This is a genomic window from Limnohabitans sp. JirII-29 (genome assembly GCF_003063395.1).
In the GTDB taxonomy this organism is placed as follows: domain Bacteria; phylum Pseudomonadota; class Gammaproteobacteria; order Burkholderiales; family Burkholderiaceae_C; genus Limnohabitans.
In genome coordinates, this window is record NZ_NESB01000004.1 from 284,496 (window position 1) to 310,968 (window position 26,473).

The 26,473-nt window shown below is 59.1% G+C and carries 23 protein-coding genes and 1 riboswitch; of the genes, 14 read left to right on the top strand and 9 right to left on the bottom strand.

Annotated features, from left to right (window positions below; all coding sequences use genetic code 11):
- Positions 1–4 precede the first annotated feature (4 nt).
- Positions 5–1,597 (bottom strand): 6-hydroxynicotinate reductase, encoded by a 1,593-nt coding sequence (locus tag B9Z39_RS08800; RefSeq protein ID WP_108301414.1) that lies wholly within the window; start codon positions 1,595–1,597, stop codon positions 5–7.
- Positions 1,598–1,745: 148 nt separating this feature from the next.
- Between B9Z39_RS08800 and B9Z39_RS08805 the strand changes: the two genes are divergently transcribed.
- The 7 genes from B9Z39_RS08805 (at position 1,746) to B9Z39_RS08835 (ending at position 9,004) form a co-directional block, all read left to right on the top strand.
- Positions 1,746–2,519, top strand: coding sequence for a ferredoxin--NADP reductase (locus B9Z39_RS08805; RefSeq protein ID WP_108301415.1), 774 nt, complete (start codon positions 1,746–1,748; stop codon positions 2,517–2,519).
- A 2-nt stretch (positions 2,520–2,521) separates the two neighbouring features.
- On the top strand, positions 2,522–3,235 hold the full coding sequence (locus tag B9Z39_RS08810) for a TetR/AcrR family transcriptional regulator (protein WP_108301416.1): 714 nt from the start codon (positions 2,522–2,524) through the stop codon (positions 3,233–3,235).
- Positions 3,236–3,270: 35 nt separating this feature from the next.
- A complete protein-coding gene (locus B9Z39_RS08815; RefSeq protein WP_100146599.1) occupies positions 3,271–4,461 on the top strand; it encodes an amidohydrolase family protein in 1,191 nt (396 codons plus the stop codon).
- 22 nt (positions 4,462–4,483) lie between these two features.
- Positions 4,484–6,052: an ATP-binding protein gene (locus tag B9Z39_RS08820; protein ID WP_108301417.1), complete on the top strand. Its 1,569-nt coding sequence runs from the start codon at positions 4,484–4,486 to the stop codon at positions 6,050–6,052.
- Positions 6,049–6,762: a response regulator gene (locus B9Z39_RS08825; protein ID WP_199221189.1), complete on the top strand. Its 714-nt coding sequence runs from the start codon at positions 6,049–6,051 to the stop codon at positions 6,760–6,762. The genes B9Z39_RS08820 and B9Z39_RS08825 overlap by 4 nt, the downstream gene beginning before the upstream one ends.
- 71 nt (positions 6,763–6,833) lie before the next feature.
- The gene (locus B9Z39_RS08830) at positions 6,834–8,741 is read left to right on the top strand and encodes a potassium transporter Kup (RefSeq protein WP_108301419.1); all 1,908 of its coding nucleotides are present in this window, start codon (positions 6,834–6,836) and stop codon (positions 8,739–8,741) included.
- The gene (locus B9Z39_RS08835; protein WP_158236153.1) at positions 8,738–9,004 is read left to right on the top strand and encodes an HPr family phosphocarrier protein; all 267 of its coding nucleotides are present in this window, start codon (positions 8,738–8,740) and stop codon (positions 9,002–9,004) included. The genes B9Z39_RS08830 and B9Z39_RS08835 overlap by 4 nt, the downstream gene beginning before the upstream one ends.
- Here the strand turns inward: B9Z39_RS08835 and B9Z39_RS08840 are convergent.
- The 5 genes from B9Z39_RS08840 to B9Z39_RS08855 form a co-directional block, all read right to left on the bottom strand.
- A complete protein-coding gene (locus B9Z39_RS08840) occupies positions 9,001–10,179 on the bottom strand; it encodes an ATP-binding protein (RefSeq protein WP_108301421.1) in 1,179 nt (392 codons plus the stop codon). The genes B9Z39_RS08835 and B9Z39_RS08840 overlap by 4 nt on opposite strands.
- 109 nt (positions 10,180–10,288) lie before the next feature.
- Entirely contained in the window at positions 10,289–12,124 is a 1,836-nt protein-coding gene (locus B9Z39_RS08845; protein ID WP_108301422.1) for a phosphoenolpyruvate carboxykinase (GTP), read from the bottom strand.
- A 241-nt stretch (positions 12,125–12,365) separates the two neighbouring features.
- Complete coding sequence (locus B9Z39_RS17075; RefSeq protein ID WP_199172959.1) at positions 12,366–12,506, bottom strand: hypothetical protein; 141 nt, start codon at positions 12,504–12,506, stop codon at positions 12,366–12,368.
- 75 nt (positions 12,507–12,581) lie between these two features.
- Entirely contained in the window at positions 12,582–14,573 is a 1,992-nt protein-coding gene (locus tag B9Z39_RS08850; protein ID WP_100146606.1) for a RecQ family ATP-dependent DNA helicase, read from the bottom strand.
- The gene (locus B9Z39_RS08855) at positions 14,558–14,950 is read right to left on the bottom strand and encodes a rhodanese-like domain-containing protein (protein ID WP_100146607.1); all 393 of its coding nucleotides are present in this window, start codon (positions 14,948–14,950) and stop codon (positions 14,558–14,560) included. The genes B9Z39_RS08850 and B9Z39_RS08855 overlap by 16 nt, the downstream gene beginning before the upstream one ends.
- Positions 14,951–14,984: 34 nt before the next feature.
- On the opposite strand from B9Z39_RS08855, the gene B9Z39_RS08860 reads away from it, so the two are divergent.
- From B9Z39_RS08860 to metH, 3 genes are all read left to right on the top strand, one after another.
- On the top strand, positions 14,985–16,058 hold the full coding sequence (locus B9Z39_RS08860; RefSeq protein ID WP_108301423.1) for a homocysteine S-methyltransferase family protein: 1,074 nt from the start codon (positions 14,985–14,987) through the stop codon (positions 16,056–16,058).
- 10 nt (positions 16,059–16,068) lie between these two features.
- Positions 16,069–17,355 carry an amidase gene (locus tag B9Z39_RS08865; protein ID WP_108301424.1) on the top strand — a complete coding sequence of 429 codons (1,287 nt, stop codon included), beginning with the start codon at positions 16,069–16,071 and terminating at the stop codon, positions 17,353–17,355.
- Positions 17,356–17,359: 4 nt separating this feature from the next.
- Positions 17,360–17,453, top strand: a riboswitch (S-adenosyl-L-homocysteine riboswitch).
- Positions 17,454–17,501: 48 nt separating this feature from the next.
- Positions 17,502–20,225 carry a methionine synthase gene (gene metH / locus B9Z39_RS08870; RefSeq protein WP_108301425.1) on the top strand — a complete coding sequence of 908 codons (2,724 nt, stop codon included), beginning with the start codon at positions 17,502–17,504 and terminating at the stop codon, positions 20,223–20,225.
- An 81-nt stretch (positions 20,226–20,306) separates the two neighbouring features.
- Here metH and B9Z39_RS08875 read toward each other — a convergent pair whose 3' ends face one another.
- Together B9Z39_RS08875 and B9Z39_RS08880 are read right to left on the bottom strand one after the other, a co-directional pair.
- The gene (locus B9Z39_RS08875; RefSeq protein ID WP_108301426.1) at positions 20,307–20,621 is read right to left on the bottom strand and encodes a PsiF family protein; all 315 of its coding nucleotides are present in this window, start codon (positions 20,619–20,621) and stop codon (positions 20,307–20,309) included.
- Positions 20,622–20,743: 122 nt separating this feature from the next.
- Positions 20,744–22,291 (bottom strand): YifB family Mg chelatase-like AAA ATPase, encoded by a 1,548-nt coding sequence (locus tag B9Z39_RS08880; protein ID WP_108301427.1) that lies wholly within the window; start codon positions 22,289–22,291, stop codon positions 20,744–20,746.
- Positions 22,292–22,495: 204 nt separating this feature from the next.
- Between B9Z39_RS08880 and B9Z39_RS08885 the strand changes: the two genes are divergently transcribed.
- The 3 genes from B9Z39_RS08885 to B9Z39_RS08895 are packed head-to-tail and all read left to right on the top strand — an operon-like array spanning position 22,496 to position 25,170.
- Positions 22,496–23,278: a TorF family putative porin gene (locus B9Z39_RS08885; protein WP_108301428.1), complete on the top strand. Its 783-nt coding sequence runs from the start codon at positions 22,496–22,498 to the stop codon at positions 23,276–23,278.
- A 31-nt stretch (positions 23,279–23,309) separates the two neighbouring features.
- The gene (gene glnK / locus B9Z39_RS08890) at positions 23,310–23,648 is read left to right on the top strand and encodes a P-II family nitrogen regulator (RefSeq protein ID WP_100146613.1); all 339 of its coding nucleotides are present in this window, start codon (positions 23,310–23,312) and stop codon (positions 23,646–23,648) included.
- 37 nt (positions 23,649–23,685) lie between these two features.
- Positions 23,686–25,170 (top strand): ammonium transporter, encoded by a 1,485-nt coding sequence (locus B9Z39_RS08895; protein WP_100146697.1) that lies wholly within the window; start codon positions 23,686–23,688, stop codon positions 25,168–25,170.
- Between the two features lie 16 nt (positions 25,171–25,186).
- On the opposite strand, the gene B9Z39_RS08900 is transcribed toward B9Z39_RS08895, so the two are convergent.
- Positions 25,187–25,654 (bottom strand): gamma-glutamylcyclotransferase family protein, encoded by a 468-nt coding sequence (locus B9Z39_RS08900; protein WP_108301429.1) that lies wholly within the window; start codon positions 25,652–25,654, stop codon positions 25,187–25,189.
- Between the two features lie 74 nt (positions 25,655–25,728).
- Between B9Z39_RS08900 and B9Z39_RS08905 the strand changes: the two genes are divergently transcribed.
- Positions 25,729–26,469 carry a helix-turn-helix transcriptional regulator gene (locus B9Z39_RS08905; RefSeq protein ID WP_158269476.1) on the top strand — a complete coding sequence of 247 codons (741 nt, stop codon included), beginning with the start codon at positions 25,729–25,731 and terminating at the stop codon, positions 26,467–26,469.
- Positions 26,470–26,473: the final 4 nt, after the last annotated feature.

Here is a 26,473-nt window from a genome sequence, read left to right on the forward strand (position 1 = left end):
TGGGTCAGCCCAACATCGGGGGTGTGTCCAGCGGCCAAGGGCTGTCGCTGGCGGGTGGTGCCACCCAACGCAGTTGTGTGGGTGCGCCGTCGTTGTGCCAAGCGCCGTGGCGCAGCGTGTCGTCCAGGCTGCGCACAAAGCCCATGTGACCGCCCAAGGCTTGGTAGTCACTCAAGCGCATGGTGAACTCAATGGGCGCCACGATGGCCGGTGTGGGCACGGTGCCAAAGCTGCCGCGAGGCATGCGCAGCACGTCCACCATCAAGGTGATGCCGCCGCCCGGCCATACATAAGACGGTGCGCCGCCGCAGGTGACATTGACCAGTGCGCGTTTGATGGCGCGTGTCAGTTGCACCGGGTTGTCGGTCACGCCCGCGCGCAAGCTGCCGCCCGCGCCGCCCAGGAACAGCACCGACACGAGCGAGGGTTCGCAGTTTTCGCCAATGCGTTCGACCACGCGACGCACGGCTTCGGGCATGTCGGCCACTTGGGGTTGCAATTGTTCATCCAGCACATACCACGCCGCGTGTTCGCCCGTGGTCGAGGTCATCAACAAGCGCAGCCCAGGGCGTGCCACCTCGGGGTCCCAGCTGTCCAAGATGGACAACGGGTCTTCGATGTCGGTGCCACCCCAGCCGGTGCCCGGATTGGCGACTTGGAAGTAGCGCCCCGGCGTGGACTTGCGCCCTTTGATGCAGATGCCGCTGGGGGGAATGTGCAGGCAACGCCCGGCTTGGTGTTCGCTGAGCACACCGGTGATGTGGTCGTCCACGACCACCACCTCGTCGCACAGGCCCAGCCATTGCTGGGCAAAGATGCCAATGGCCGCTGAGCCGCAGCCCACGCGCATGCGTTGCTCGGTCACACCGTTGACGATGGGCGCTTGGCCTGCTTGCAACACCACGGTGGCACCGCCGTCGATGGACACTTCCACCGCCTCGTGGTTACCCAGGGCCTGCATCAAGTTCATGGTGACGCGGCCTTCTTTTTTGCTGCCACCGGTCAGGTGGTGCACGCCGCCCAGGCTGAGCATTTGCGAGCCGTATTCGGCCGTGGTCACATGGCCCACCACTTCGCCCTTGCACAGCACGGCGGCTTGTTCGGGCCCGAGGTAGCGGTCGGTGTCGATCTTCACTTTCAAGCTGCAGTAGCTGAAGATGCCTTCGGTCACCACCGTCACCATGTCCACGCCGCGCGATTGCGAGGCCACGATGAAGGGGGCGGGTTTGTAGTCGGGGTAGGTGGTGGAAGACCCAATGCCGGTGACAAACACGCCACGCGAAGCGCTGGCGGTTTGGTCTTTGGCATCGACCTTGAGGTCGTGGCGTGGCGTCAAGGCCTCGGTGTCAGGCTCGGGCGTGGTGCCTTGGTGCAACAGCACCACCGGATCGAGGCGCACCAACACGCCGTGGCGGTTGGCATAGCGGTCGCAGGCGCCCACACGGCCATCCGAGATTTGGCACAAGACGGGACAGGCATTGCACTCGACCTTGTTGCCGGCCATTTGCTCGTTGCGCGGCGTCACGCGCTCCAGTCCCCAGTTGGGAGAAGCATCGTCGGGGCCTGGCAGGCCATCGCCTTTGGTGTGCGTCGTCATGTTGTACAGCCCAATGTTTTTGTGTAGTATTCACCACAATTTGATGTTGTGAACACTACATGAAATCGCAATATAGAGCATTCAACGTCGCTCAGCAAGAGGGACATTCACGACAGACGTTTCTTTTTTTAACCTTTGGGCGTTACCCATGAGTGCATTCCACGAAGAAGAAGTGTTGACGGTTCATCACTGGACCGACCGCTTGTTCAGCTTCACCACCACGCGCGACACCGCGCTGCGTTTCTCCAACGGCCACTTCACCATGATCGGCCTGCGCGTCAACAACAAACCCCTGTTGCGCGCCTACAGCATCGTCAGCCCCAACTACGAAGAGCACCTGGAGTTCTTGAGCATCAAGGTGCCAGACGGCCCCCTCACCTCACGCCTGCAACATATCCAGGTGGGCGACAAAATCATCGTCGGACGCAAGCCCACGGGCACGCTGCTGATTGACTATTTGTTGCCCGGTAAAAATTTGTACCTGCTCTCCACCGGCACCGGCATGGCGCCGTTTCTGAGCGTGATCCGCGACCCCGACACGTATGAGCGTTTTGACAAAGTGATCCTGGTACACGGCGTGCGCGAGGTCAAAGAGCTGGCCTACCACGACTACCTCACGCAAGAGTTGCCCCAGCACGAGTTTCTGGGCGAGATGGTGCGTGAGAAGTTGCTGTACTACCCCACGGTCACGCGCGAGCCATTCAAAAACCAGGGCCGTTTGACAGACGCCATCGAGAGCGGCAAGCTGTTTGCCGACTTGGGGCTGCAGGCCTTCAACCCCACGGATGACCGGGTGATGATTTGTGGCAGCCCACAAATGCTCAAGGATTTGAAGCACATACTCGAAGAGCGTGGCTTCAAAGAGGGCAACACCACCAAGCCCGGCGACTTTGTGATCGAGCGCGCCTTCGCCGAGCAGTGACCATGGCCACCACGCGCACCCCAGCCACACCTGCCCCTAAGCGCGCGGTGACGGGCGTGCGTTTGGCCAAGCGTGTGGCGCCACAGCGTAAAACGGGCGTGCGCGAGTTGTCGGCCCAGGCCACGCGTGAGAGCATTTTGAAAGCAGCCACGCGGGTGTTTGCCAAATACGGTTTCGATGGCGGCAGCGTGGAAAAAATTTCCAAAGCGGCCAAGTCGGTGGACCGCATGCTGTACTACTACTTCGGCAACAAAGAGGGTTTGTTCATCGAGGTGATCGAAGACATTTACCGCCGCATGAACGAGGCCGAGTCGCAACTCGACCTCAACACCGACGAGCCCGTGCAGGCCTTGAAAGACGTGATCGCCTTTGTGCTGAATTACTACCGCCGCAACCCCGAGTTTGTGACCCTGCTCAACACCGAGAACTTGCACTTGGGGCGTCACATCACCAAGTCAGACCGGGCCGCGCAGTACTCGTCGCCTGCGATTGATGTGATCCGACGCATCTTGGAGACCGGGGTGCGCCAAAAACTATTTCGTCAAGACTTGGTGGCGCGCGATGTGTATTTGCTCATCGTGTCCACCGGGTACTTCTTCATGTCCAACCGCTACACCTTGTCGGCCTTCATGGGCGAAGATTTGCAAACGCCCGAGGCCGTGCAGCATTGGCAAGACTTCGTCACCGACACGGTGCTACGCACGGTGAAGCGGTGAATTTCCACGTTCTAACCCTTTGATTGGAGAACCCCATGGCCACCGCCGCTGTTGAAGAAAAATCTGGCAAAGTTGTTTTGCGCAATATCGGGCTGCTGCTCTCGGGCGACATCGACCATCCGATCTTGGACGCCGACACCATCGTGATCCATGATGGCCTGATCACCGCGGTTGGGCGTGAAAAAGACTGCGACATATCCGAGGCCAAGACCACCATCGATGTGCGCCAGACCTGCGTGGCCCCGGGCTTGATCGACAGCCACGTGCACCCGGTGTTTGGTGATTGGACGCCACGGCAAAACCAAATCGGCTGGATTGACTCCACCATGCACGGTGGCGTCACCACCATGATCTCTGCCGGTGAAGTGCACTTGCCCGGACGCCCCAAAGACATCGTGGGTTTGAAAGCCTTGGCCATCACCGCGCAACGTGCGTTTGACAACTTCCGCCCCGGCGGCGTGAAGGTGATTGCGGGTGCCCCCATCATCGAAAAAGGCATGACCGAACATGATTTTCAGGAACTCGCCGCTGCCGGCGTGACGCTGCTGGGCGAGGTGGGTTTGGGCTCGGTGAAGGCGGGCTACGAAGCCAAAGAGATGGTGGCCTGGGCGCGCAAGTACGGCATCCAAAGCACCATCCACACCGGGGGGCCGTCAATCCCGGGCTCGGGCTTGATCGACAAAGACGTGGTGCTCGAAGCCGATGCCGACGTGATTGGTCACATCAACGGTGGTCACACCTCGTTGCCTGAGGCGCATGTGTGTGAGTTGTGCGAAAAGTCGAGCCGTGCGATTGAAATCGTGCACAACGGCAACGAGCGCGTGGCCATTGCCGCTGCCAAAGCTGCGCTGGAGCTGAAGTGTCCGCACCGCGTGATCTTGGGCACTGACGGGCCTGCGGGCTCTGGCGTGCAGCCCTTGGGCATGCTGCGCATGGTGGCTTTGTTGTCGAGTTTGGCCAACATCCCTGCCGAGTTGGTGTTTTGTTTTGCCACCGGCAACACGGCGCGAATTCGCAACCTGAACTGTGGCTTGATCGAAGTGGGCCGTGCCGCCGATTTTGTGTTCATGGACCGTGCCCAGCACACCGCTGGCAAAACCTTACTTGAGAGCGTGCAGCTGGGCGACATTCCTGGCATTGGCATGGTGATGATCGACGGTTTGGTGCGTTGCACCCGCAGCCGCAACACACCGCCTGCCACCGAAGTACCGGTGGTGGTGCACTGAATGTCTGTGCTAGTCTGCGCGGGTGTCACAGCCCAACCGTCACCTCGTGCCCAAACTTGAAGTTCGCTGGCCAGGCGTGGCCATCTGGCTGAGCGCATGGGCGTTGCTGTGGGCCTGCGATGGCGTGCTCAATTTGGGCAACTTGGCCTTGTTGCTGGTCTTGGCCAGTGCCATGGCGAGCATGTGGTTGTCGGCCACGGCCTCGGTGGTGCTCAGTGCGTTGTCGGTGCTGGGCTTCAACTGGTGGTTTGTGCCACCGCGCTTCACCTTCCATGTGCATTTGCACCAAGACTTGCTGCTGCTCGTGACCATGTTGGGTGTGAGCGTGATGGTGAGTTATCTGATGGCACGCTTGCGTTTGGCTGCCCAACGCGAGAGCCAACATGCACAAGCAGCCCAACAACTGCGGGCCTTGAGCGAACAGTTTCGAGAAAACATGGATTTGCCAACGCAAGGCCATCTGTTGCAGTCGGTGCTGCAAACGAGTGTGCGGGGCACTGTGTCGGTGTTGTTGCTGCGAGAGCTCGCTGCGCTGAGTACCAGCCCTGCTGCGAGCCTCTTGATCGGACACCCCAACGCACAAGACACACAAGGTTTGTGGGCCTGTGTGAAACAGTTCGCGGCCATGGGGCCGGGGACGGGTCGTTACGAAAACCAGAGCACCTTGTTTTTGCCGTTGCGTGGCCAGTCCTGTGCTTGGGGTGCGGTGGCTCTTCACGGTGTGTCATGGCCTGCCTTGACCGCATTCACGCGACACACGGTGCAGCAGATGTGTGATGTGCTGGGGCTAGAAATCGAACGCGCCCACACCTTGCAGCAGGCACAGCACGCCAAAGAAGAAGCGCAGAGCCAGAGCTTGCGCAACACCTTGTTGACGTCGATCTCTCATGACTACCGAACACCCTTGGCCAACCTCATGGGGGCGGCGTCCGCCATTCACGACCAGGGCGCGCTCTTGAGTGCGCAGCAGATCACCGACCTCGCGCACACCGTGCTGCTGGAGGCACAACACCTCAACCGCATGACCACCAACACCTTGCAGCTGGCACGCCTGGACGCGGCCCCATGGCAAGTGCACAAAGACTGGGAGTCCCTGCAAGAGGTGGTGGGTGCGGTGCTGTCCAAAACGCGTCTGCGCTATCCGCAGCGCCAGATCGACGTGGTATTGCCCGCGGGCTTGCCGCTGATTTTTTGCGATGCCATGCTGCTGGTGCAGCTGCTGGATAACTTGGTGGAAAACGCCATCAAATACAGCCCTGACGAGTCCTTGATCCAGCTCCACGCACAACGGCAAGGCGACACCATCGAGGTGCGGGTGATCGACCAAGGGCCTGGTATTCCCGATGCCTGGAAAGACAAAGTGTTTCAAGCGTTTGAGCGCATACATCCGCAGGCGGCGCAAGCCGATGCCTCGGACGAGACGCAGTTGCGCCGCGGCGTGGGGGTGGGCTTGGCGGTGTGCCAAGCCATTGCCAAAGTGCATGGCGCCAAGATTTGGATTCAAGACACGCAGCCCCATGGCGCAACGGTGTGCGTGGCGTGGCCCGTGGACGTGCAGCCTGAAATGAATAGCCCAAGCTCGGAGGTTTGACGGACATGGCTTTGCGTGTGCTGTTGGTAGAAGATGACCGTGAACTGCGTCGCACCTTGCGCGATGCGCTGATGGTGGAAGGCTATGAGGTGGTGCTCAGTGGCAGCGCTGCTGACGCTGCCGCCGTGTTGCGGCACACCATGCCGTCGCACACGCCGCTGGATTTGTTGATTTTGGATTTGGGCTTGCCCGATGGCGACGGCGCTGACTTGCTGCACGAGGTGCGCGCGCAGTATGACGTGCCGGTTCTGATCATTTCGGCCCGGCACGACGATGACAACAAGGTGCATTTGCTGGACGCTGGGGCAGATGATTACTTGGTCAAGCCTTTCAGCATCAGTGAGTTGTTGGCGCGCATGCGTGTGACTTTGCGTCACCGCGGCACAGCGGTGCAAGCGCCCCAAACACATTACCGTTGGGGTGAACTTACGGTGGATTTGGCCAAGCACGAGGTGCGCATGGGCGTCCAGGCGGTCCATCTGACACCGACCGAGTTCAATCTGCTGGCGCGCTTGGTGCGGCAGGCGGGGCAGGTGGTGACGCATCGCCAGTTGCTGTTGGATGTCTGGGGTGCGGAGTACGTGGCGCACACCCACTACTTGCGCTTGTACATGGGGCAATTGCGGGCGAAGTTGGAGCACAACCCGACAGAGCCGCAGATGCTGTTGACCGAACCTGGTGTGGGCTATCGTTTGAGCGAACCGGATTAAGCGCTTGCGGATACTTATGCGTTCCTAACGCGAACTTAGGCAAGCTCGAGGCACTTCATACAGGAGAGCCCATGTCAGTCGCAGCGATAGATTCAGACAACCCGTCCGCCCACATTAAACGCCAATCCACGGCGGCCTTGACCTTGGCTGCCATTGGCGTGGTGTATGGCGACATTGGCACCAGCCCGTTGTACACCGTCAAAGAAGTGTTTTTGCCAGCCACGGGTGTGGCCATGACGCCTGAAAACCTGATCGGTGCTGTCTCCACCATCTTCTGGGCTTTGATGCTTATCGTCACACTCAAGTACGTGCTGCTGATTTTGCGTGCGGACAACCGGGGCGAGGGCGGTGCTTTGGCATTGACCGCGCTGGCGGCCCATGCCGTCAAAGACCGGCCTGCGTTGCGCCGTTTCTTGTTGCTGTTGGGCTTGTTTGGGGCCACTTTGTTTTATGGCGATAGTGTGATCACGCCCGCGATTTCGGTGATCGGCGCTGTCGAAGGCCTGGAGATGGTCACCCCCGTGTTGCAGCCGTATGTCGTGCCCATTGCGGTGGTGGTGCTGGTGCTGTTGTTTGTCATGCAACGTTGGGGCACGCAACGGGTGGGCAAGTTTTTTGGTCCCATCATCGTGGTGTGGTTCACAGTGCTCGGAGCCACAGGGGTGGTGCAGATTGCGCAAGAGCCCAGCATTTTGCAAGCGCTCAACCCCTGGCATGCGGCCACTTTTTTGTGGGACCGCGGGCCGTTGATTTTGGCGGCCGTGGGTGCGGTGGTGCTGGCCTTGACCGGCGCTGAAGCGCTGTATGCGGACATGGGGCACTTTGGCCGCAAACCCATTCAGTGGGCATGGATGACATTGGTGTTGCCCGGTTTGGCTTTGCACTACATGGGGCAAGGCGCGTTGCTGATGCGCGATGCCAGCGCGATTGAAAACCCCTTCTTTCGCATGTTTCCAGAGGCTTGGTTGATTCCTGCTGTGGTGTTGGCCACGGTGGCGGCCGTGATTGCTTCGCAGGCGGTGATTTCGGGGGCGTATTCCATGACCAAGCAGGCCATTTTGTTGGGGTTCTTGCCTCGCATGGACATCAAGTACACCTCCGAGCAAGAGGTGGGTCAAATTTACATGCCCGCCGTCAACTGGATTTTGTTGGTGGGCGTGGTGGCCGCTGTGCTGTCTTTCAAAAGCTCATCGGCTTTGGCCGGTGCCTATGGCATCGCGGTGACCTTGACCATGGTGATCACCACCACCATGACCTTTTTTGTGGTGCGTGACGCCTGGAAAATGTCCTTGCCCTTGGCGGTGACCGCAACCTTGTTTTTTCTCAGCATCGATGTATTTTTGTTTGCCGGGTGCATCATCAAATTCTTTGATGGGGGTTGGTTCCCTCTGGTCATGGGCTTGACCTTGTATGTGGTGATGACCACTTGGTCACGCGGTCGTGAGTTGGTGGTCGAGACCATCCGTCGCGACGGGCTGGATATGCAGTCGTTCATCCAGCACATCGATTCCGGAGCCACCCACTTGGTCCAACGCACCGCGGTGTATGCCGTGGCCAACCCAGAAACCGTGCCGCAAGCGTTGCTGCACAACATGAAGCACAACCAGGTGCTGCACGAAAAGAACGTCATCTTGACGGTTCGCTTTGACGAGGTGCCTTGGGTGTCGGTCAACCAGCGTGTGAAGGTCGAGCGTTTGAGCGAGCACTTTTGGCAAGTGGTGGTGGTGTTTGGTTTCATGAACACGCCCGATGTGCCCAAAGCCTTGCTGCAATGCCAAGCCTTGGGCCTGGAGATTCCCGTCTTTGAAACCACCTACTTCTTGAGCCGAGAAACCGTGGTGTCTACCCCGGGCAGCGGCATGGCGCAATGGCGAGAAAAAATGTTTGCAGCCATGACGCGCAACGCAGGTGGTGTGGTGGAATTTTTCCACTTGCCCGACAACTCGGTGGTAGAACTTGGCACACGGGTGCAAATATGAACCACACCACCTTGCCCATCACCATCAAACTCACTGGCAAAGATGGGTTGGACCCCAGGGCTTCTGCGTTGCTGGCCATGCAAGCTTCGCATTTCAATTGCGACATCACCTTGGCTTGCCATGGGCATGTGGTGAATGCCAAGTCGATTGTTGAGGTGATGGCCTTAGGTGCCATGCAGGATGACTTGGTGGCCCTGTCTGCCGAAGGCGAGCAGGCACAGCAAGCGGTGAACGCCTTGATTGCCGTGATTCAGCGTGCTTAGCGGGTCGGTGGGTGGCGCAGTTGCAGCCACGAATGCACGGGCCAGGACTCACGCGCCTGCGGCGTCTCGCCACCAAACACCACGCAGCCGCTGATCAGCGTGTGCGGGTGGTGTGCGTCGAAGCGCTTGAGGCCTTTGAAGTAGTCGGGGTTGACGGTGCCACCGGCTTTGATCTCAATGGCGTGCAGTTGTCGCCCTACGGGCATGAGCAAGTCCACCTCGTTGCCTTCCGAGTCTCGGTAGAAATACAGCGCGCTGTTTTCGCCTTGGTTGAAGCGGTCTTTCAAGGCTTCGGCCACGACAAAATTTTCAAACAACGAACCCCACAGCGGGTCACGTTGCACCTGCTCCGGCGTGCGCAAACCCAAGAGCCAGCAGGCCAAGCCGGTGTCGTAAAAATAAAGTTTGGGCGTTTTGATCAAGCGCTTGCCCGTGTTCACAAACCAAGGGGGCAGCAAATGAACAATGAAACTGCTTTGTAGCAAATCTATCCAGGCGCGTGCCGTGGGTTGCGATACGCCCGCGTCATTGGCCAAGCTGTTGAGGTTGAGCAACTGCCCGGTACGTCCGGCACACAAGCGTACAAACCGCTCGAACAAGCGCAGGTCTTGCACGGCAGCGAGTTGCCGTAAATCGCGCTCAACATAGGTGGCGAAGTAGTCGCCCATGGCCTGTGAGGCTTTCAGATTTTGGTCGTGTACACGTGGGTAAAACCCGTTCAGCAAACACGAGGGCAGCGCCAGTGGCGCTTGCGAATCGATGGGGCGAAGCGACTCCAGCTCAGACAGCGTCAAGGGCAACAACCGCAGCAACGCCGTGCGCCCCGCCAATGATTGGCTGACTTGCGTCATCAGCTCAAACTGTTGACTGCCCGTGAGAATGAACTGCCCGGCCTCAGGATGGTTGTCCACCATCGATTGCAAGTAAGAGGGCAGCTCTGGCGCGCGTTGAATTTCGTCAAAAACTGCGCCCCCCTTGTAGGCAGACAAAAAGCTGCGCGGGTCTTCGGTGGCGAAGCGGCGTACATCGGGGTCTTCCAGCGACACATAGGGCTTGTCTGGAAACACCATGCGTGCCAGCGTGGTCTTGCCGCTTTGGCGTGGCCCCACCAGCGTGACGATGGGGTACTGCCCAGCCAACTGGCGAAGAAGGGGTTCAATGTTGCGCCTGATCATGCGCAGAAGTTTAGCAAAAACCTGTTAATTCAAAATCAGACTTTGAATTAACAGGTTTTTGGGTGGCTGAGCCGAGCCACCCAACGTGTTGCAGCGTGCCGGGCTATGTTCAGGCGGTGGCCAAGCGGGCAGCCAATGCTGCTTTGGTGGCTGTCATTTCAACCGGCAGGTGGTAGGCCAGTTGGGTGAACAGCTCTTCGTGCAACTTCAACTCTTCCACCCAAGCGGCTTTGTCGACGTGGGTGACGGTTTTGAATTGGTCGGCCGAGAAATTGAGGCCGGTCCAGTTGAGTTCGTTGTACGAGGGGCTGATGCCGAACACGTTCTCGGCGCCTTGGGCGGTGCCTTCGATGCGGTCGATCATCCACTTGAGCACGCGCATGTTCTCGCCGTAACCAGGCCACACAAATTTGCCGTCTTCGCCCTTGCGGAACCAGTTGACACAGAAGATGGCGGGCAACTTGGCCTTGGCTTGGGTGAGCTTGTCGCCCATGTCGAGCCAGTGCTGGAAGTAGTCGCTCATGTTGTAGCCCGTGAACGGCAGCATGGCGAAGGGGTCGCGGCGCACCACGCCTTGCTGGCCAGCGGCTGCAGCGGTGGTCTCCGAGCCCATCGTGGCGGCCATGTAGACGCCTTCGGTCCAGCTGCGTGCTTCGGTCACCAAAGGCACGGTGGTGGAGCGACGGCCACCGAAGATGAAGGCGTCGATCACCACGCCGGCAGGGTCGTCCCAGGCGGGGTCGAGGGCCGGGTTATTGGTGGCTGCGACGGTGAAGCGTGCGTTGGGGTGGGCGGCTTTGGCACCGGTTTCTTTGGCAATCTGGGGCGTCCAGTCTTTGCCTTGCCAGTCGATCAGGTGATCGGGCAATTTGCCGGTGTCTTTGTCCATGCCTTCCCACCACACGTCGCCGTCGTCGGTCAGGGCGACGTTGGTGTAGATCACGTTCTTGTCCAAGCTGGCCATGCAGTTGGGGTTGGTGTGGAAGTTGGTGCCAGGGGCCACACCAAAGTAACCCGCTTCGGGGTTGATGGCGTAAAGCTTGCCGTCGTCGTGCGGCTTGATCCAGGCAATGTCGTCACCGATGGTGGTGACTTTCCAGCCTTCAAAGCCAGCGGGCGGCACCAGCATGGAGAAGTTGGTTTTGCCACAGGCGCTGGGGAAGGCCGCCGCCACGTGGTACTTTTTTCCTTGGGGGTTGGTCACACCCAAAATCAGCATGTGTTCGGCCAACCAGCCTTGGTCGCGGCCCATGTTGGAGGCAATGCGCAACGCAAAGCACTTCTTGCCTAGCAGCGCATTGCCGCCGTAGCCCGAACCGTAAGACCAGATTTCGCGGGTCTCGGGGTAGTGCACGATGTACTTGGTCTTGTTGCACGGCCATGTCACGTCGGCTTGGCCAGCGGCCAGTGGTGCGCCCACGGTGTGCACGCAAGGCACAAACGCGCCGTCGGTGCCGATCACGTCGTACACGGCTTTGCCCATGCGGGTCATGATTTTTTGGCTCACGGCCACATAAGGGCTGTCCGACAGTTCAATGCCCACGTGGGCAATGTGCGAGCCCAAGGGGCCCATGCTGAACGGAATCACGTACATGGTGCGGCCTTGCATGCAACCGTCAAACAGAGGTTGCAAGGTGGCGCGCATGTCGGCGGGGGCCACCCAGTTGTTGGTGGGGCCGGCGTTTTCTTTCTTCTCAGAGCAGATGTAGGTGCGGTCTTCTACGCGCGCCACATCGGTGGGGTCGGAGCAAGCCAAGAACGAGTTGGGCCGTTTGACGGGGTTGAGTTTTTTGAAGGTGCCGGCGTCGACCAATTGCTGGCACAGGGCGTTGTATTCCTCTTCGCTGCCATCACACCAATGAATCTTGGCGGGTTTGCACAAAGCGGCCATCTCGGCTACCCAAGCGATCAGCTTGGGGTTCTTCACATAAGCGGGTGCGTTCATCAAAGCTCCTAAGTCAAAAATTGTTGGAGGTCAGGGCTCAGCCGACCGCGTAGGGCGCGAAGCCCTGACCTCAAACAATTTCATCCTGATGACAAAAGGTCGCACATTCTAAGAATGGATGGCCTTACCCAGGCTTGCAAAGGTGACTCAAAGCAGAAAAAGAACCCAAAAGGGTGCAAAAAAGCGCCTGAGAAGGCGCTTTTTTGAGGTGCTCTGCCGCTTTGGCGACAGATTTGGTGCATCAAGACATGAACACGGCGATGAATGCCAGCAAGAAAATCAGGATAGCACCCGCCACAGGCAGCACGATGGGCATCAGGGGGACGATGGACTCCACAACGTCTTGTTCGCCGTTGTGGGGTGTGTGGTTGTCGTGGGACATGTGGGTTTCCTCAATCGATGAATGCTGCGAATTCTAAATCAGCCGCGACATGGGCCCGGGCGATGTGGGCTTGGGTCACGCATGGGTGACCACGCGCAAGACTTCTTCGCCATAGGCTTCGAGCTTTTTCACGCCAATGCCGGCAATGCCTTGCAAGGCTTCCAAGCTGTCGGGACCGGCCTGCGCGATGGCACCCAAAGTGGCGTCGTGAAAAATCACATACGCGGGCAGGTTGTGGGCGCGTGCCACTTCGGCCCGCCAAGCTTTGAGCGCCGCATAGCGGATCTGGCCTTGGGCATCCAGTTCAACGGGCGCGGGCTTGGCCGCCCCGCTCGTGCCCCGTTTGGCTTTGCGGTCAGCGGGTGTGGACACCGAAGCGCGCAAACGCACCGTGACTTCGCCTTTCAAAACAGCACGCGAGGCCTCGGTCAAATACAGCGTGCTGAAGGCTTGGGCATCCACGCCCAAGGCGCCGATGGCGATGAGCTGGCGCAACACCCCGCGCAACTGCACCTCGGTGAAGTGGGCGCCAATGCCAAACGTGCTCAAGGCCTGGTGGCCGTATTGCTGTACTTTTTCAGTGGTCTTGCCGCGCAAGATGTCCATCAGATGCCCGGCTCCGAAGGAGATGCCGCTTTGTTGTTGCACCCGGTAGATGGTGGACAGCAGCATGCGGGCCGCTTCGGTGCCGTCCCAAATCTCGGGGGGCTGAAGGCAGTTGTCGCAGTTGCCGCAAAAATACTGAAGTGCCCCCACGCTCGGCACTGGCGTGTCCTCGCTGCCCCCCGAGGGGGTTGGCCTGCCTTGGGAACGGCCCGGCGGCAGTCCGGCTGCCCCCACGCTCGGCACTGGCGTGTCGGGTTGGTAGGTTTCGCCAAAGTAGCGCAGCAGCCGCACGCGGCGGCAGTCGGTGGCTTCGGCCAGGGCCAGCAGGGCGTCGAGTTTGCCGCGCATGACTTGTTTGAAGTCTTCTCCCGCTGGGCTCTCGTCGATCATGCGGCGCTGGTTGACCACATCGTTCAGGCCATAGGCCATCCAGGCGTGGGCGTCTTGGCCATCGCGACCGGCACGCCCGGTTTCTTGGTAGTAGCCTTCGATGTTTTTGGGCATGTCCAGATGCGCCACAAAGCGCACATCGGGTTTGTCGATGCCCATGCCAAACGCCACGGTGGCGACCATCACCAAACCTTCTTCGCGCAAGAAACGGTTTTGGTGCCGCTGGCGAATCGCGCCGTCCAAGCCCGCGTGGTAAGGCAACGCGGCAATGCCGGCGTCGCACAACAGCTTGGCCACTTCTTCCACCCGTCGGCGAGATTGGCAGTAAACGATGCCGCTGTCTTGGCCCCATGCCCCGCTGTGTTCGCGTTGGATGAAGCGCAGCAGCTGCAAGGAGGCGTCTTTTTTCTCGACGATGGTGTAGCGGATGTTGGGACGGTCAAAGCTGCTGACAAACTGTTGGGCGTCCTCCAACTGCAAACGCTCCACGATGTCCGCGCGGGTGAGGGCATCGGCAGTGGCGGTGAGTGCCAGGCGCGGCACGCCCGCATAGCGTTCGTGCAGCACGGTGAGGGCGCGGTACTCGGGGCGAAAGTCGTGGCCCCATTGGCTCACGCAATGCGCTTCGTCAATCGCGAACAGGCTGAGCTGCCCTTGGGCATGAAGGGCATCGAGCTGGGCCAAAAAGCGGGGCGTGGTGACGCGCTCAGGCGCGGCATACAGCAAGGTGATGTCGCCCCGGCGCAGCCGTTGCTCCACCGCATAGGCTTCTTCGCCGCTCAGGCTGGAGTTGAGAAAGGCCGCTTCCACACCGGCTTCGTGCAGCGCGCCCACCTGATCGTGCATGAGCGCGATGAGGGGTGACACCACGATGGTGATGCCGTGACCCATGCGCTGGCGCGCAATGGCCGGTATTTGGTAGCACAGCGACTTGCCGCCACCCGTGGGCATGAGCACCAGCGCGTCGCCACCGGCGCACACGTGGGCCACGATGGCTTCTTGCGGACCACGGAATGCGTTGTAACCAAAAACCTCGCGCAGGATGTCGTGCGTGCTTACATCTGTTCCCACGGCAGCCCATCAAAGCGCCAGCCGTTGAGGCTAGAGCGCTGGAAGTTGGCGTTCAAGTCGCCTTCAAACCCGTGCAACACATTCACCACGTCGGTGAAGCCTGCGGCCTCTAAGGCGCGACCTGCATCGACTGAGCGCTGGCCGCTGCGGCACAACAGCACCACCGTGCGGTCTTGGCGGCCCGCTTCGGCAAGCACTGCGGCACAAAACGCTGGCGCGTCGGTGGTGAACTCGGGGTATTCGTACCAGGAAATATGCACCGCACCCGGCGGGCGACCCACATACATGGACTCGATCTCCATGCGGATGTCGATCATCAGCACGTCGGGATTGGCTTGCATCAGGGCCCAGGTATCGGAGGGAAGCAGGTTTCGCATGGGGCGTGATTGTCCCTCTTCTTACAATCTCCCCATGACCCAGTCTTACACCCGAGCCCAACAATTGCCCGCATTGCTGGCCCAACGCATTGTCATTTTGGACGGTGCCATGGGCACCATGATTCAGCGTTTCAAGCTGAGCGAGGCCCAATACCGGGGTGAAGGCTACACCGGCCCCGACGCGCAGTACGCGCGTTTCAAAGACTTTCACAAAGACGTCAAAGGCAACAACGAGTTGCTCAGCTTGACGCGTCCCGATGTGATTCGCGACATCCATGAAAGCTATCTCGCAGCGGGTGCCGACTTGATTGAGACCAACACCTTTGGTGCGACCACGATTGCCCAGGCCGATTACGACATGGCCGATTTGGCCCGCGAGATGAACCTGCGCTCGGCCCAAATTGCGCGCGCAGCCTGCGACAAATACAGCACCCCCGAGAAGCCCCGCTTTGTGGTCGGCGCTTTGGGCCCCACGCCCAAAACGGCCAGCATCAGCCCGGATGTCAACGATCCCAGCGCACGCAATGTGGATTTCGAGCAGTTGCGCGCAGCGTATTACGAGCAGGTGCAAGCCTTGGTGGAGGGTGGTGCCGATGTGCTGATGGTGGAAACCATTTTTGACACGCTCAACGCCAAAGCCGCCTTGTTTGCGATTGACGAGTACTTCGAGGCGAGCGGTGAGCGCTTGCCCTTGATCATCAGTGGCACCGTGACCGATGCCTCAGGGCGCATCTTGAGTGGCCAAACCGTGACCGCGTTTTGGCACAGCGTGCGCCATGCCCAGCCGCTGGCGGTGGGCCTGAACTGCGCGTTGGGTGCGGCGCTGATGCGTCCCTACATCCAAGAGTTGGCGCGGGTGGCAGGCGACACCTTCATCAGTTGCTACCCCAATGCGGGCTTGCCCAACCCCATGAGCGACACTGGATTTGACGAAACACCCGATGTGACAGCCCGCTTGCTGCACGAGTTTGCGGCCGAGGGATTGGTCAACATCGTGGGCGGCTGCTGCGGCACCACCCCTGAGCACATCGCGGCCATTGGTCAAGCGGTGTCCGACCAACATACCCGTGCTGTGAGTGCGGGCCCTTTCTACCGCGAATCTGCGTAAGGCGTAATCCATGTCACACCATCTCCTGAGCGCCTGTCAGGCGGCCCAACAACTGGCCCAACGCACACTGCGTGCTGAAGACTTGGTGCGTGATTGCTTGGCCCGCATCGACGCCCGTGAAGCTGAGGTGCAGGCTTGGAACCATGTGGCGCGCGATGCCGCACTAGCGCGTGCGCGGGCTTTGGACCAAGGTGCCCACCAAGGCTTGTTGCATGGCCTGCCGATTGGTGTGAAAGACCTGATCGCCACCGCCGATATGCCCACTACCTATGGCTCGCCCATCTATGCCGGGCATCAACCGGCCAACGACGCCAGTTGTGTGGCCTTGGCGCGTGCGTCGGGCGCGGTGGTGTTGGGCAAAACCGTGACCACCGAGTTCGCCACCTTTCAGCCCAACCAAACCCGCAACCCGCACAACACGGCGCACACGCCGGGCGGGTCGTCGTCGGGCTCGGCGGCTGCGGTGGCCGATGGCATGGTGCCGCTGGCGTTGGGCACGCAAACCGCAGGCTCGCTCACGCGACCTGCTGCGTATTGCGGCATCGTGGCCTTCAAACCCAGTTTTGGCGGCATCAATCGTGCAGGCGCCAAACCTTTGTCAGACACCTTGGACACCGTGGGCACCCTGGCGCGCAACGTGCCCGATGCGGCCTTGTTTGCTGCGGCCTTGAGCGGTCGCCATGACTGGTTGGTGCGCCCCATGGGCGAACACCTGGCCCGCCCCTTGCGCGTGGGCCTGTGTCACACCTATGAGTGGCCGCAGGCTTTGTCCGAAACCCAAGCTGCTATGCAGCAAGCGGCGGCACGCGTTCAAGCCTCGGGTGCGATGACCTTGCACGAGGTGCGCCTGCCCGTGGACTACGAGCTGCTGGTGCAGGCTCAAACCCACATTCAGTTGGCTGAACAAGCCCAGTGTTTGGCGTATGAACGCTTGCAACACTTTGAGCGCTTGAGCCCGCGCTTGCAGGGCATCATGCAATCGGGCGTGGCCGTGACCGCTGCGCAATACGACCAGGCCCAAGCCTTGGTGGCGCGCTGCCGCGCCCAGTTGGCTGATGTGTTCAAAGATGTGGATGTGCTGCTCGCGCCCAGCGCAGCAGGTGCGGCACCACTGGGCTTGGACAACACGGGTGACCCGGTGTTTTGCCGCATCTGGACCGTGCTGCACACCCCCACGGTGAACATTCCAGCAGGCCACGCGCCCAACGGCATGCCTGTGGGGTTGCAGGTGGTGGGGCCGGTGGGGGGTGATGCGTTCACCTTGGCGGCGGCGCATGCGCTGCACCAGTTAAAATAATGCCTTCCCCAAGGAGCGTTGCAGCTTCACCCATTCTTTTCAGGATCGGGCGTGAAGTCAGGCTTGGGGCCGTATCTTTGCAACGACGCTCACCTGAACGATGACCCCAGGTGAGATCCCCCATGAATTCGATAGCCGTTCCTCCCATGAAACTGTCTGGTTTAGAGCCAGTCTCTATTGGCGCGGACACTTTGTTCGTCAACGTCGGTGAGCGCACCAACGTGACGGGCTCCAAAGCCTTTGCTCGCATGATCTTGAACGGCGAGTACGAGCAAGCCCTGGCCGTGGCCCGTCAGCAAGTGGAGAACGGCGCGCAAGTGATTGACGTCAACATGGACGAAGCCATGTTGGACAGCCAGGCCGCGATGGTGCGTTTTTTGAACCTGATGGCAGGCGAACCCGACATCGCCCGCGTGCCGGTGATGGTGGACTCCAGCAAGTGGTCGGTCATCGAAGCGGGCTTGCGCTGCATCCAAGGCAAGGGCATCGTCAACTCGATCAGCATGAAAGAAGGTGTGGAGGAGTTCAAGCGCCAGGCCAAGTTGGTCAAGCGTTATGGCGCGGCAGCGGTGGTGATGGCGTTTGATGAAAAAGGCCAAGCCGACACCTACGCGCGCAAGATTGAGATTTGCGAACGCGCTTACCGCGTGCTGGTGGACGAGGTGGGCTTTGCGCCCGAAGACATCATCTTTGACCCGAACATCTTTGCCATTGCCACCGGCATTGAAGAGCACGACAACTATGCGGTGGACTTTATCGAAGCCACGCGTTGGATCAAGCAAAACCTGCCCGGCGCAAAGGTGAGCGGCGGCGTGTCTAACGTGTCGTTCAGTTTCCGCGGCAACGACCCGGTGCGTGAAGCCATCCACACCGTGTTTCTGTACCACGCCATCAAAGCCGGCATGGACATGGGCATCGTCAACGCTGGCATGGTGGGTGTGTACGACGACTTAGAACCCACGCTGCGCGAGCGGGTGGAAGACGTGGTGTTGAACCGCACTCCGAAGTACAAAGACGGCGAAGAACACCTCACCCCTGGTGAGCGTTTGATTGAAGTCGCCGAAAGCGCCAAAGGCGCGGCCAAAGACGACAGCGCCAAACTTGCTTGGCGTGGCACGCCGGATGTGCCCGTGTCGGTGGAGGCGCGTCTGAGCCACGCGCTGGTGCATGGCATCACCGACTTCATTTCAGAAGACACCGAAGAGGCTTACCAGGCCATTTTGGCCAAGGGTGGGCGCCCTTTGCATGTGATCGAAGGCCCCTTGATGGACGGCATGAACGTGGTGGGCGATTTGTTTGGCCAAGGCAAGATGTTCTTGCCCCAGGTGGTCAAGAGCGCGCGCGTGATGAAGCAGGCCGTGGCACATCTGGTGCCCTACATCGAAGAAGAAAAGCGCTTGCAAGCTGCTGCAGGCGAAGACGTGAAAGCCAAGGGCAAGATCGTCATGGCTACCGTCAAAGGTGACGTGCATGACATTGGCAAGAACATCGTGACTGTGGTCTTGCAGTGCAACAACTACGAAGTGGTGAACATGGGCGTGATGGTGCCTTGCCATGAAATTTTGGCTAAAGCCAAAGAAGAAAACGCCGACATCATTGGCTTGTCCGGTCTGATCACGCCCTCGTTGGAAGAAATGCAGTACGTCGCCGGCGAAATGCAAAAAGACGACTACTTCCGCAGCCGCATGATGCCGCTGATGATTGGCGGCGCCACCACCAGCCGTGTGCACACCGCTGTGAAGATCGCTCCGCATTACGAAGGTCCGGTCGTGTATGTGCCCGACGCTTCGCGCAGCGTGGGCGTGGCGCAAGGCTTGTTGTCAGACCAAGCGGCGACCTACATTGCTGAGCTCAACGCCGACTACGCCAAAGTGCGCGAACAGCACGCCAATAAAAAACAAACGCCCTTGGTCACACTGGCGCAAGCGCGTGCCAACGCCACGCCTATTGGCTGGGACATCTACAAGCCGACCAAGCCCAAATTCATCGGGCGACGGGTGTTCAAAAATTTCGATCTCGCCGAGTTGGAAAAGTACATCGATTGGGCACCGTTCTTCCAGACCTGGGATTTGGCCGGACCCTATCCCGCCATCTTGGATGATGCGGTGGTCGGCGAGGAAGCCAAGAAGGTGTTCGCCGATGGCCAGGCGATGTTGAAAAAAATCATTGCCAACCGTTGGCTCACCGCCAATGCGGTGGTGGGCCTGTACCCCGCCCAGCGGATGGGTGACGACATCGTGTTGTATGCCGACGAAAGCCGCCAACAACCCGTGATGACTTGGTATGGCCTGCGCCAGCAAACCGTGAAACCACAAGGGCGTCCCAACCGGTGTCTGGCCGACTTTGTGGCCGACCAAACCCAAGCGGCCGATTACGTGGGCCTGTTTGCGGTGACGGCGGGCATTGGTTCTGAGAAGCAAGAAAAGCGCTTCATCGATGCGCACGATGACTACTCGGCCATTTTGTTCAAGGCCCTGGCTGACCGCTTGGCAGAAGCTTTTGCTGAATGCATGCACCAGCGCGTGCGCACCGATTTGTGGGGCTATGCGGCCGACGAGGCGTTGAGCAACACGGAGCTCATTCAAGAAAAATACCAAGGCATTCGTCCTGCACCCGGCTACCCGGCGTGTCCCGACCACAGCGCCAAAAAACCCATGTTTGAACTTTTGCAGTGTGACGACATTGGCATGGGCGTGACCGAGAGCCTGGCCATGACGCCAGCGGCCAGCGTGAGCGGCTTTTATTTGGCACACCCCGACGCGACGTACTTCAACGTGGGCCGTATTGGTGATGATCAGGTGAATGACTTGGCGCAGCGCCAGGGGGTGGCGGTCAAAGACCTGACGCGTTTGTTGGCACCTAATTTGTAAACAGCGGCGACGTTTGCGACACGTTTGCAAAACACAAAGGGCGCTCCTCGGAGCGCCCTTTGTGTTGGGGAGCATGGTGCGTCAAGCCTTGAGGCAAGCACTCATTTTTTGTTTGCGCTCGTCGCCTTTGAGTCCTGCGGCTTCTTCGTTGCAGCGCTTCATTTTGTTTTGTTGTGAGCCAGTGCCTTTGGACTTGGCTGTTTCTGTGTCGGCAGCAGGCGCTTTGGCGCTCAGGCACTCCTTCATGAAGGCTTTGCGCTCGTCGCCTTTCTTGCCTTCGGCGCTCTTGTTACAAGTGGCCATCTTGGTTTGCTGGGTCGGTTTGTCGCCTTCGGCGCGTGCGGTGTTGAAAGCCAAGGCGCACGCCAAGCTGGTCCATGCCAAAAGTTTGTTCATCGTGTTTCTCCGTTGTGTGAAAGTGAAGCCCTCATGCAACCGCAGCGAGGGTCGATAAATTCGATCACGCACAACCCAAACGGGAACACATCGCACACAGATAAAAAGTGAGCCATACCTTCTCAGTGCGTGGACAGAACCCGTCTGTATTGCACCGCTTCTGCCACATGCGCGGTATGGACGGCATCGCTCTCGGCCAAGTCGGCGATGGTGCGCGCCACACGCAGCACGCGGTGGGTGCTGCGGCTTGACCAGCCGAGTTTGGTGGCGGCATGGTTCAGAAACTGTGTGGCGGCTGTGTCGAGACGCAGGTGGGTCTCAAGCGCTTGCCCATGCAGGGCCTGGTTGGGCACGCCTTGTCTGGCCATGGCTCGGGCGTGGGCGCTTAAGCAACGCATACGAACTTGCACGGTTGGTTCGCTGGCGCCTGATTGCAGCAACACATGAGGGGTCAGTGCCGGGACTTCAACTTGTAGGTCTATGCGGTCTAGCAGCGGGCCGCTGAGTTTGGCTTGGTAACGCGCGACTTGGTCTGGCGTGCAGCGGCAGGCCTTGATGGCTGAGCCCAAGTGGCCGCATGGGCAAGGGTTCATCGCAGCAATCAACTGAAACTGCGCCGGAAACTCCGCTTGCGTGGCTGCACGTGACAAGGTGATGTGCCCGCTCTCTAGTGGCTCACGCAGTGCTTCGAGTGCGCGCCTGGGAAACTCGGGCAGCTCATCCAAAAACAACACACCGTGGTGTGCGAGCGAGATTTCGCCGGGACGTGGTGGCGTGCCTCCGCCGACCAGCGCAACGGAGGTGGCGGTGTGGTGTGGACTGCGCGTGGGGCGTTGCATCCACTGCGACAACGCAAACCGACCCGCCAAGCTGGCAATGGCGGCACTCTCTAAGGCTTCGTCCAAGCTCATGTCTGGTAACAACGCGGCAAAGCGCTGCGCGAGCATGGATTTGCCCGAGCCCGGGGGACCGACAAACAGCAGCGAATGACCGCCTGCGGCGGCGATTTCAAGCGCACGTCTGGGGACGGCTTGACCTTTGACATCGGCCAGATCAGCACCGTCATGGGGCCGTGAGCCGTTCTTTGGTGCAGGCGATAACCGAGCCCAGCCCATTCCATCGATGGCGAGCGTTTGCGCTAGATCTGTCTCTGGTTTGGCAAAGTGCGCGACCACATCTTTCAAATGGTGCGCACAGTACACCTCCGCGGTGGGAACCAAAGCCGCTTCTTCGGCGCTGGTGCGTGGCAGCACCAGGCGTGTGCGTACCCCTGCGCCATGCAAAGCCAGTCCCATGGCCAAGGCGCCGCGTACTGGGCGCAGCTCACCCGAAAGCGATAACTCGCCTGCAAACTCGTGCAGTGCCAAAGCCTCAGCATCCAATTGCCCATGAGCGGCCAAGATGCCGAGCGCGATGGGCAAATCGAAGCGCCCCGAATCTTTGGGCAGATCAGCAGGGGCCAAATTGACCGTGATGCGCTTGTTGCTGGGGAAGTCGAGCCCCGAATTCTGAATGGCGCAGCGCACCCGTTCACGTGCCTCTTTGACCTCGGTGTCGGCCAAGCCCACCAGTGTGAAGCTGGGCAATCCATTGGCCAGATGCACCTCGACCGTCACGGCAGGAGCACGCAACCCCAACAGCGCACGGCTGTGAATCAAAGCAAGTGTCATATATCTCCCGTGTGATTGAGCCCCAATGCAGGGCAAGCAAGGCGAAGGTGCGCACCAAATATGTGCGCCAAAATGGTTCTGTGTTCAGACTACCGCATCACTTTGGGGGGTTGTGTAGGTGCGATAAACACTTTTGTTTACTCCTTCCCTGGCACGGACCCTGCTAACTGAACATGTACCCAATCTTTTTCATGGAGAAAACAAATGAACATCAAGTCCAAACTTCTGCTGGCCCTCTTGGCCACCTCTTCGGCTGCTTTTGCTCAGACAGCACCTGCTGCGCCTGAGTCGACCTTGGGCTACAACGTGGGTGTGGCGAGCGAGTACCGCTACCGCGGCATTGCACAAACGCACGGCCAACCTGCGCTGCAAGGTGGCGTGGATTACGCGAACACCAATGGCTTTTACCTGGGGGCTTGGGCTTCAACCATTCGTTGGATCAAAGACAACAGCACGGCAGCCAGCCCTGTCAAAGGTCCCGTTGAAATCGATCTGTACGGTGGCTACAAAGGTGAAGCAGCTGGTTTGGCTTATGACGTGGGTTATCTGCGCTACCAATACCAGGGCAATACGTTGAAAAACACTGGAACAGGCACGACGTGGACCAATGCCAACACCGACGAAATTTATGGTGCCGTCACTGCTGGCGCTTACACAGCCAAGTACTCTTACTCTTTGTCTGATTTGTTCGGCAACATCAATTCCAAGGGCAGCACTTACATTGACTTGAGCGCCACCTTTGACCTGGGTGACGGCTACTCGCTGGTTCCCCACGCTGGTCGCCAGGTGGTGAAGAACACCGCTGCTGCCAATTACACAGATGTGGCGTTGACTTTGAACAAAGATCTGGGTGACGGCTTGTCTGCCAGTGCATCTGCAATCAGCACGAACGGTAATGGCGCTTCGGGTGGCTTCTACAGTAGCCCTTACCAGTCCTTCAACCAAGCCAAGAGCACTGTTGTCCTTGGCGTGAAATACAGCTTCTAAACCAAGCTCGTCGTCTTCTCTAGGAGCAACCATGAAACTCATCACCGCCATCATCAAACCTTTCAAGTTGGACGAGGTTCGCGAAGCCTTGTCGCAAATTGGGGTTCAAGGCATCACTGTCACAGAAGTCAAAGGCTTTGGCCGTCAGAAAGGCCATACCGAGTTGTATCGCGGTGCCGAGTACGTGGTTGACTTCTTGCCTAAGGTCAAGATTGAAGCCGCTGTGGCTTCAGAACAAGTCGACCGCGCCATCGAAGCCATTGAGGGTTCTGCCCGCACCGGCAAGATTGGCGACGGCAAGATTTTTGTCTACGACCTCGAACAAGTGGTTCGCATTCGCACCGGTGAAACCGGTCCCGAAGCCCTTTGATCGTGTCGCACAGACGCCCTTTTTGAAAGACCCCATCATGAAAAAACTGCTTGCCTCCCTCGCCCTCGGGCTAGGCCTGCTGCTCGGCGGCTCTGCCGTCATGGCGCAGACCGCAGCGCCCGCTGCTCCTGTTGCTGAAGCCAAGGCCACTGCGCCAGCTGCTGCTGCTGCAGCCGCCGCACCTGCTGCTGCCGAAGCTGCTCCAGCTCCCGTGCCTAACAAAGGCGATACCGCTTGGATGACCGTGGCCACTGTGCTCGTGATTCTGATGACCATCCCTGGTCTGGCCTTGTTCTACGGCGGTTTGGTCCGCAGCAAGAACATGCTGTCCGTGTTGATGCAGGTGTTTGTCGTGACCTCCTTGATTTATGTCTTGTGGGTGATCTACGGCTACTCCATGACCTTCTCGGCGGGTAATCCGTTCATTGGTGGACTGGACAAGTTGTTCTTCAAAGGCATCACGCCTGACTCCATTGCTGCCACGTTCAGCAAAGGTGTGGTGATTCCCGAGTTGACCTTCGCTGCCTTCCAAGCCACGTTTGCTGCCATCACTTGTACCTTGATCGTGGGTGCTTTCGCTGAGCGCGCTCGCTTCTCTGCGGTGTTGTTGTTCTGCGCTTTGTGGTTCACCTTCAGCTACATGCCTGTGGCCCACATGGTTTGGTATTGGGACGGCCCTGACGCCATCACCGACGCTGCTTCTTTGGAAACTGTCACAGCTGCCGCAGGTTGGTTGTGGGCCAAGGGTGCACTCGACTTCGCTGGCGGTACCGTCGTGCACATCAACGCTGCTGTGGCAGGTTTGGTGGGCGCTTATGTGATCGGCAAGCGCACGGGTTATGGCAAAGAGTCCATGGCACCTCACAGCTTGACCTTGACCATGGTGGGCGCATCGCTGCTGTGGGTGGGTTGGTTCGGTTTCAACGCAGGTTCTAACCTGGAAGCCAACGGCGTGACCGCACTGGCATTCATCAACACCTTGGTGGCCACCGCTGCTGCAACCTTGAGCTGGATCACCGGGGAGTCCCTGTCTAAAGGCAAAGCCTCCATGTTGGGTGCTGCGTCTGGTGCTGTGGCTGGTTTGGTGGCGATCACCCCAGCTTGCGGATTCGTGGGCCCCATGGGTGCCATCGTGATCGGTTTGTTGGCAGGTTTCTTGTGCCTGTGGGGTGTCAACGGCCTCAAGCGCATGCTCGGTGCTGACGACTCGCTCGACGTGTTTGGCGTCCACGGCGTGGGCGGTATCTTGGGTGCTTTGTTGACCGGTGTGTTTGCTGCGCCTTCTTTGGGCGGCACGGGCATCTTTGACTACGTGGCCAATGCGGTGAGCCCTGAGTACTCCATCTCAGGTCAAGTGTGGATTCAGTTCCAAGCCGTGATCACCACCATCGTGTGGTCGGCTGTGGTGTCTTACATCGCCTACAAACTGGTTGATTTGGTCTTGGGTCTGCGTGTCTCTGAAGAAGAAGAGCGCGAAGGCTTGGACATCAGCTCACACGGCGAAACGGCCTACCACCGTTAATCCATCCAGGTTTATTTCAAGTTTTCCTTGGACTTTGAGCCCGCCTAACCGGCGGGCTTTTTTTATTTGCCCTGAATCTTTCCAGACGCGCAATGTAGTCTTGTGGCAATCCACGTAAATGCGCAGCTTCAATCAAGCGTTCAAGGTAAGCGGTATCAGGACCTTGCAAGTTTCGACTGGGCGGGATGAAGCACAGGGCTGGAACCCAGTGCGTATCGTTGACAGTCACCAAAACCGCTTCAGGTAAAAATACACCTACACCTTTGACCCCGTACAAGCGGTCTAACTCCGCATGCGAAGCACGAATCAATATGCCATACACGCACGTCATAGGATGCGGAAAAATATTGGCATGTGGATCTAGCGCAATGTCATAGCCATTCAACTTCGCGACTTCGAACTTTGCAGGATGGACGGCGGACTTTGCCAAGACCTCGGGGCGCATGAAGCTCCCGTAAAAGAAGACAGAAACGATTTTGGACATAGACAGAGCTCCAATCAGTGGGTGACGCGTTATGCTAAAAATCAGCCATCTATCGCAACCGCCAATCAATGTCGATGAACCGCCAAACGACACGTCTGTGGAAGGTACTTGCCAAAACGCATTTGCGCGGGCGTTTGTTGGCGAAACATGCGCACAGCACGCACCAACTGTTGTTTGCGACTCGAGGGGTGATGCAGGTGCAAACGAATGATGGTCAGTGGACCGTTCCGCCAAAGCGTGCGCTTTGGATCCCTGCGGGTGTGGAGCACTCTGTGATCACACTATCGGACACAGAGATGCGAACGGTTTATTTCTCGTGCAACGAGTGCGTATTTGGCAATGAACACGTTCATGCTGTTCTCCCTAGTGCCTTGGTGCAGGAGCTGATCTTGGCGCTGTTCGAACACCAGCACAGTGATGCGACGCAGGAAATGATGGCCCATCTGCTGCACCAGCTTGTCGCAAAGTGTGAAGAGCCCCGGTGCCATCTTCCATTGCCACGTCACCCCCAGCTTGTGAAGGCCACGGCATGGCTCATGAGCCATCGCCAGTGGGGCTTATCTTTGGCTCACGCCGCAGCAAAGGTTGGCATGAGCGAGCGCAGCTTCACGCGGCATTTCAGCGCAGAGGTGGGGTGCAGTTTTCGGCAGTGGCGTCAAAGGGCTCGCATTGTCAGCACGTTGGATCGCTTGGTGACAGGTGACTCTGTCAAGCAACTCGCGGACATGGCCGGCTTTGCGAGCACCTCGGCCTACATTGCTGCCTTCAAAAAAATCGCAGGATGCACGCCTGCACAATTTGCGGCACAAGTCTGAGCAT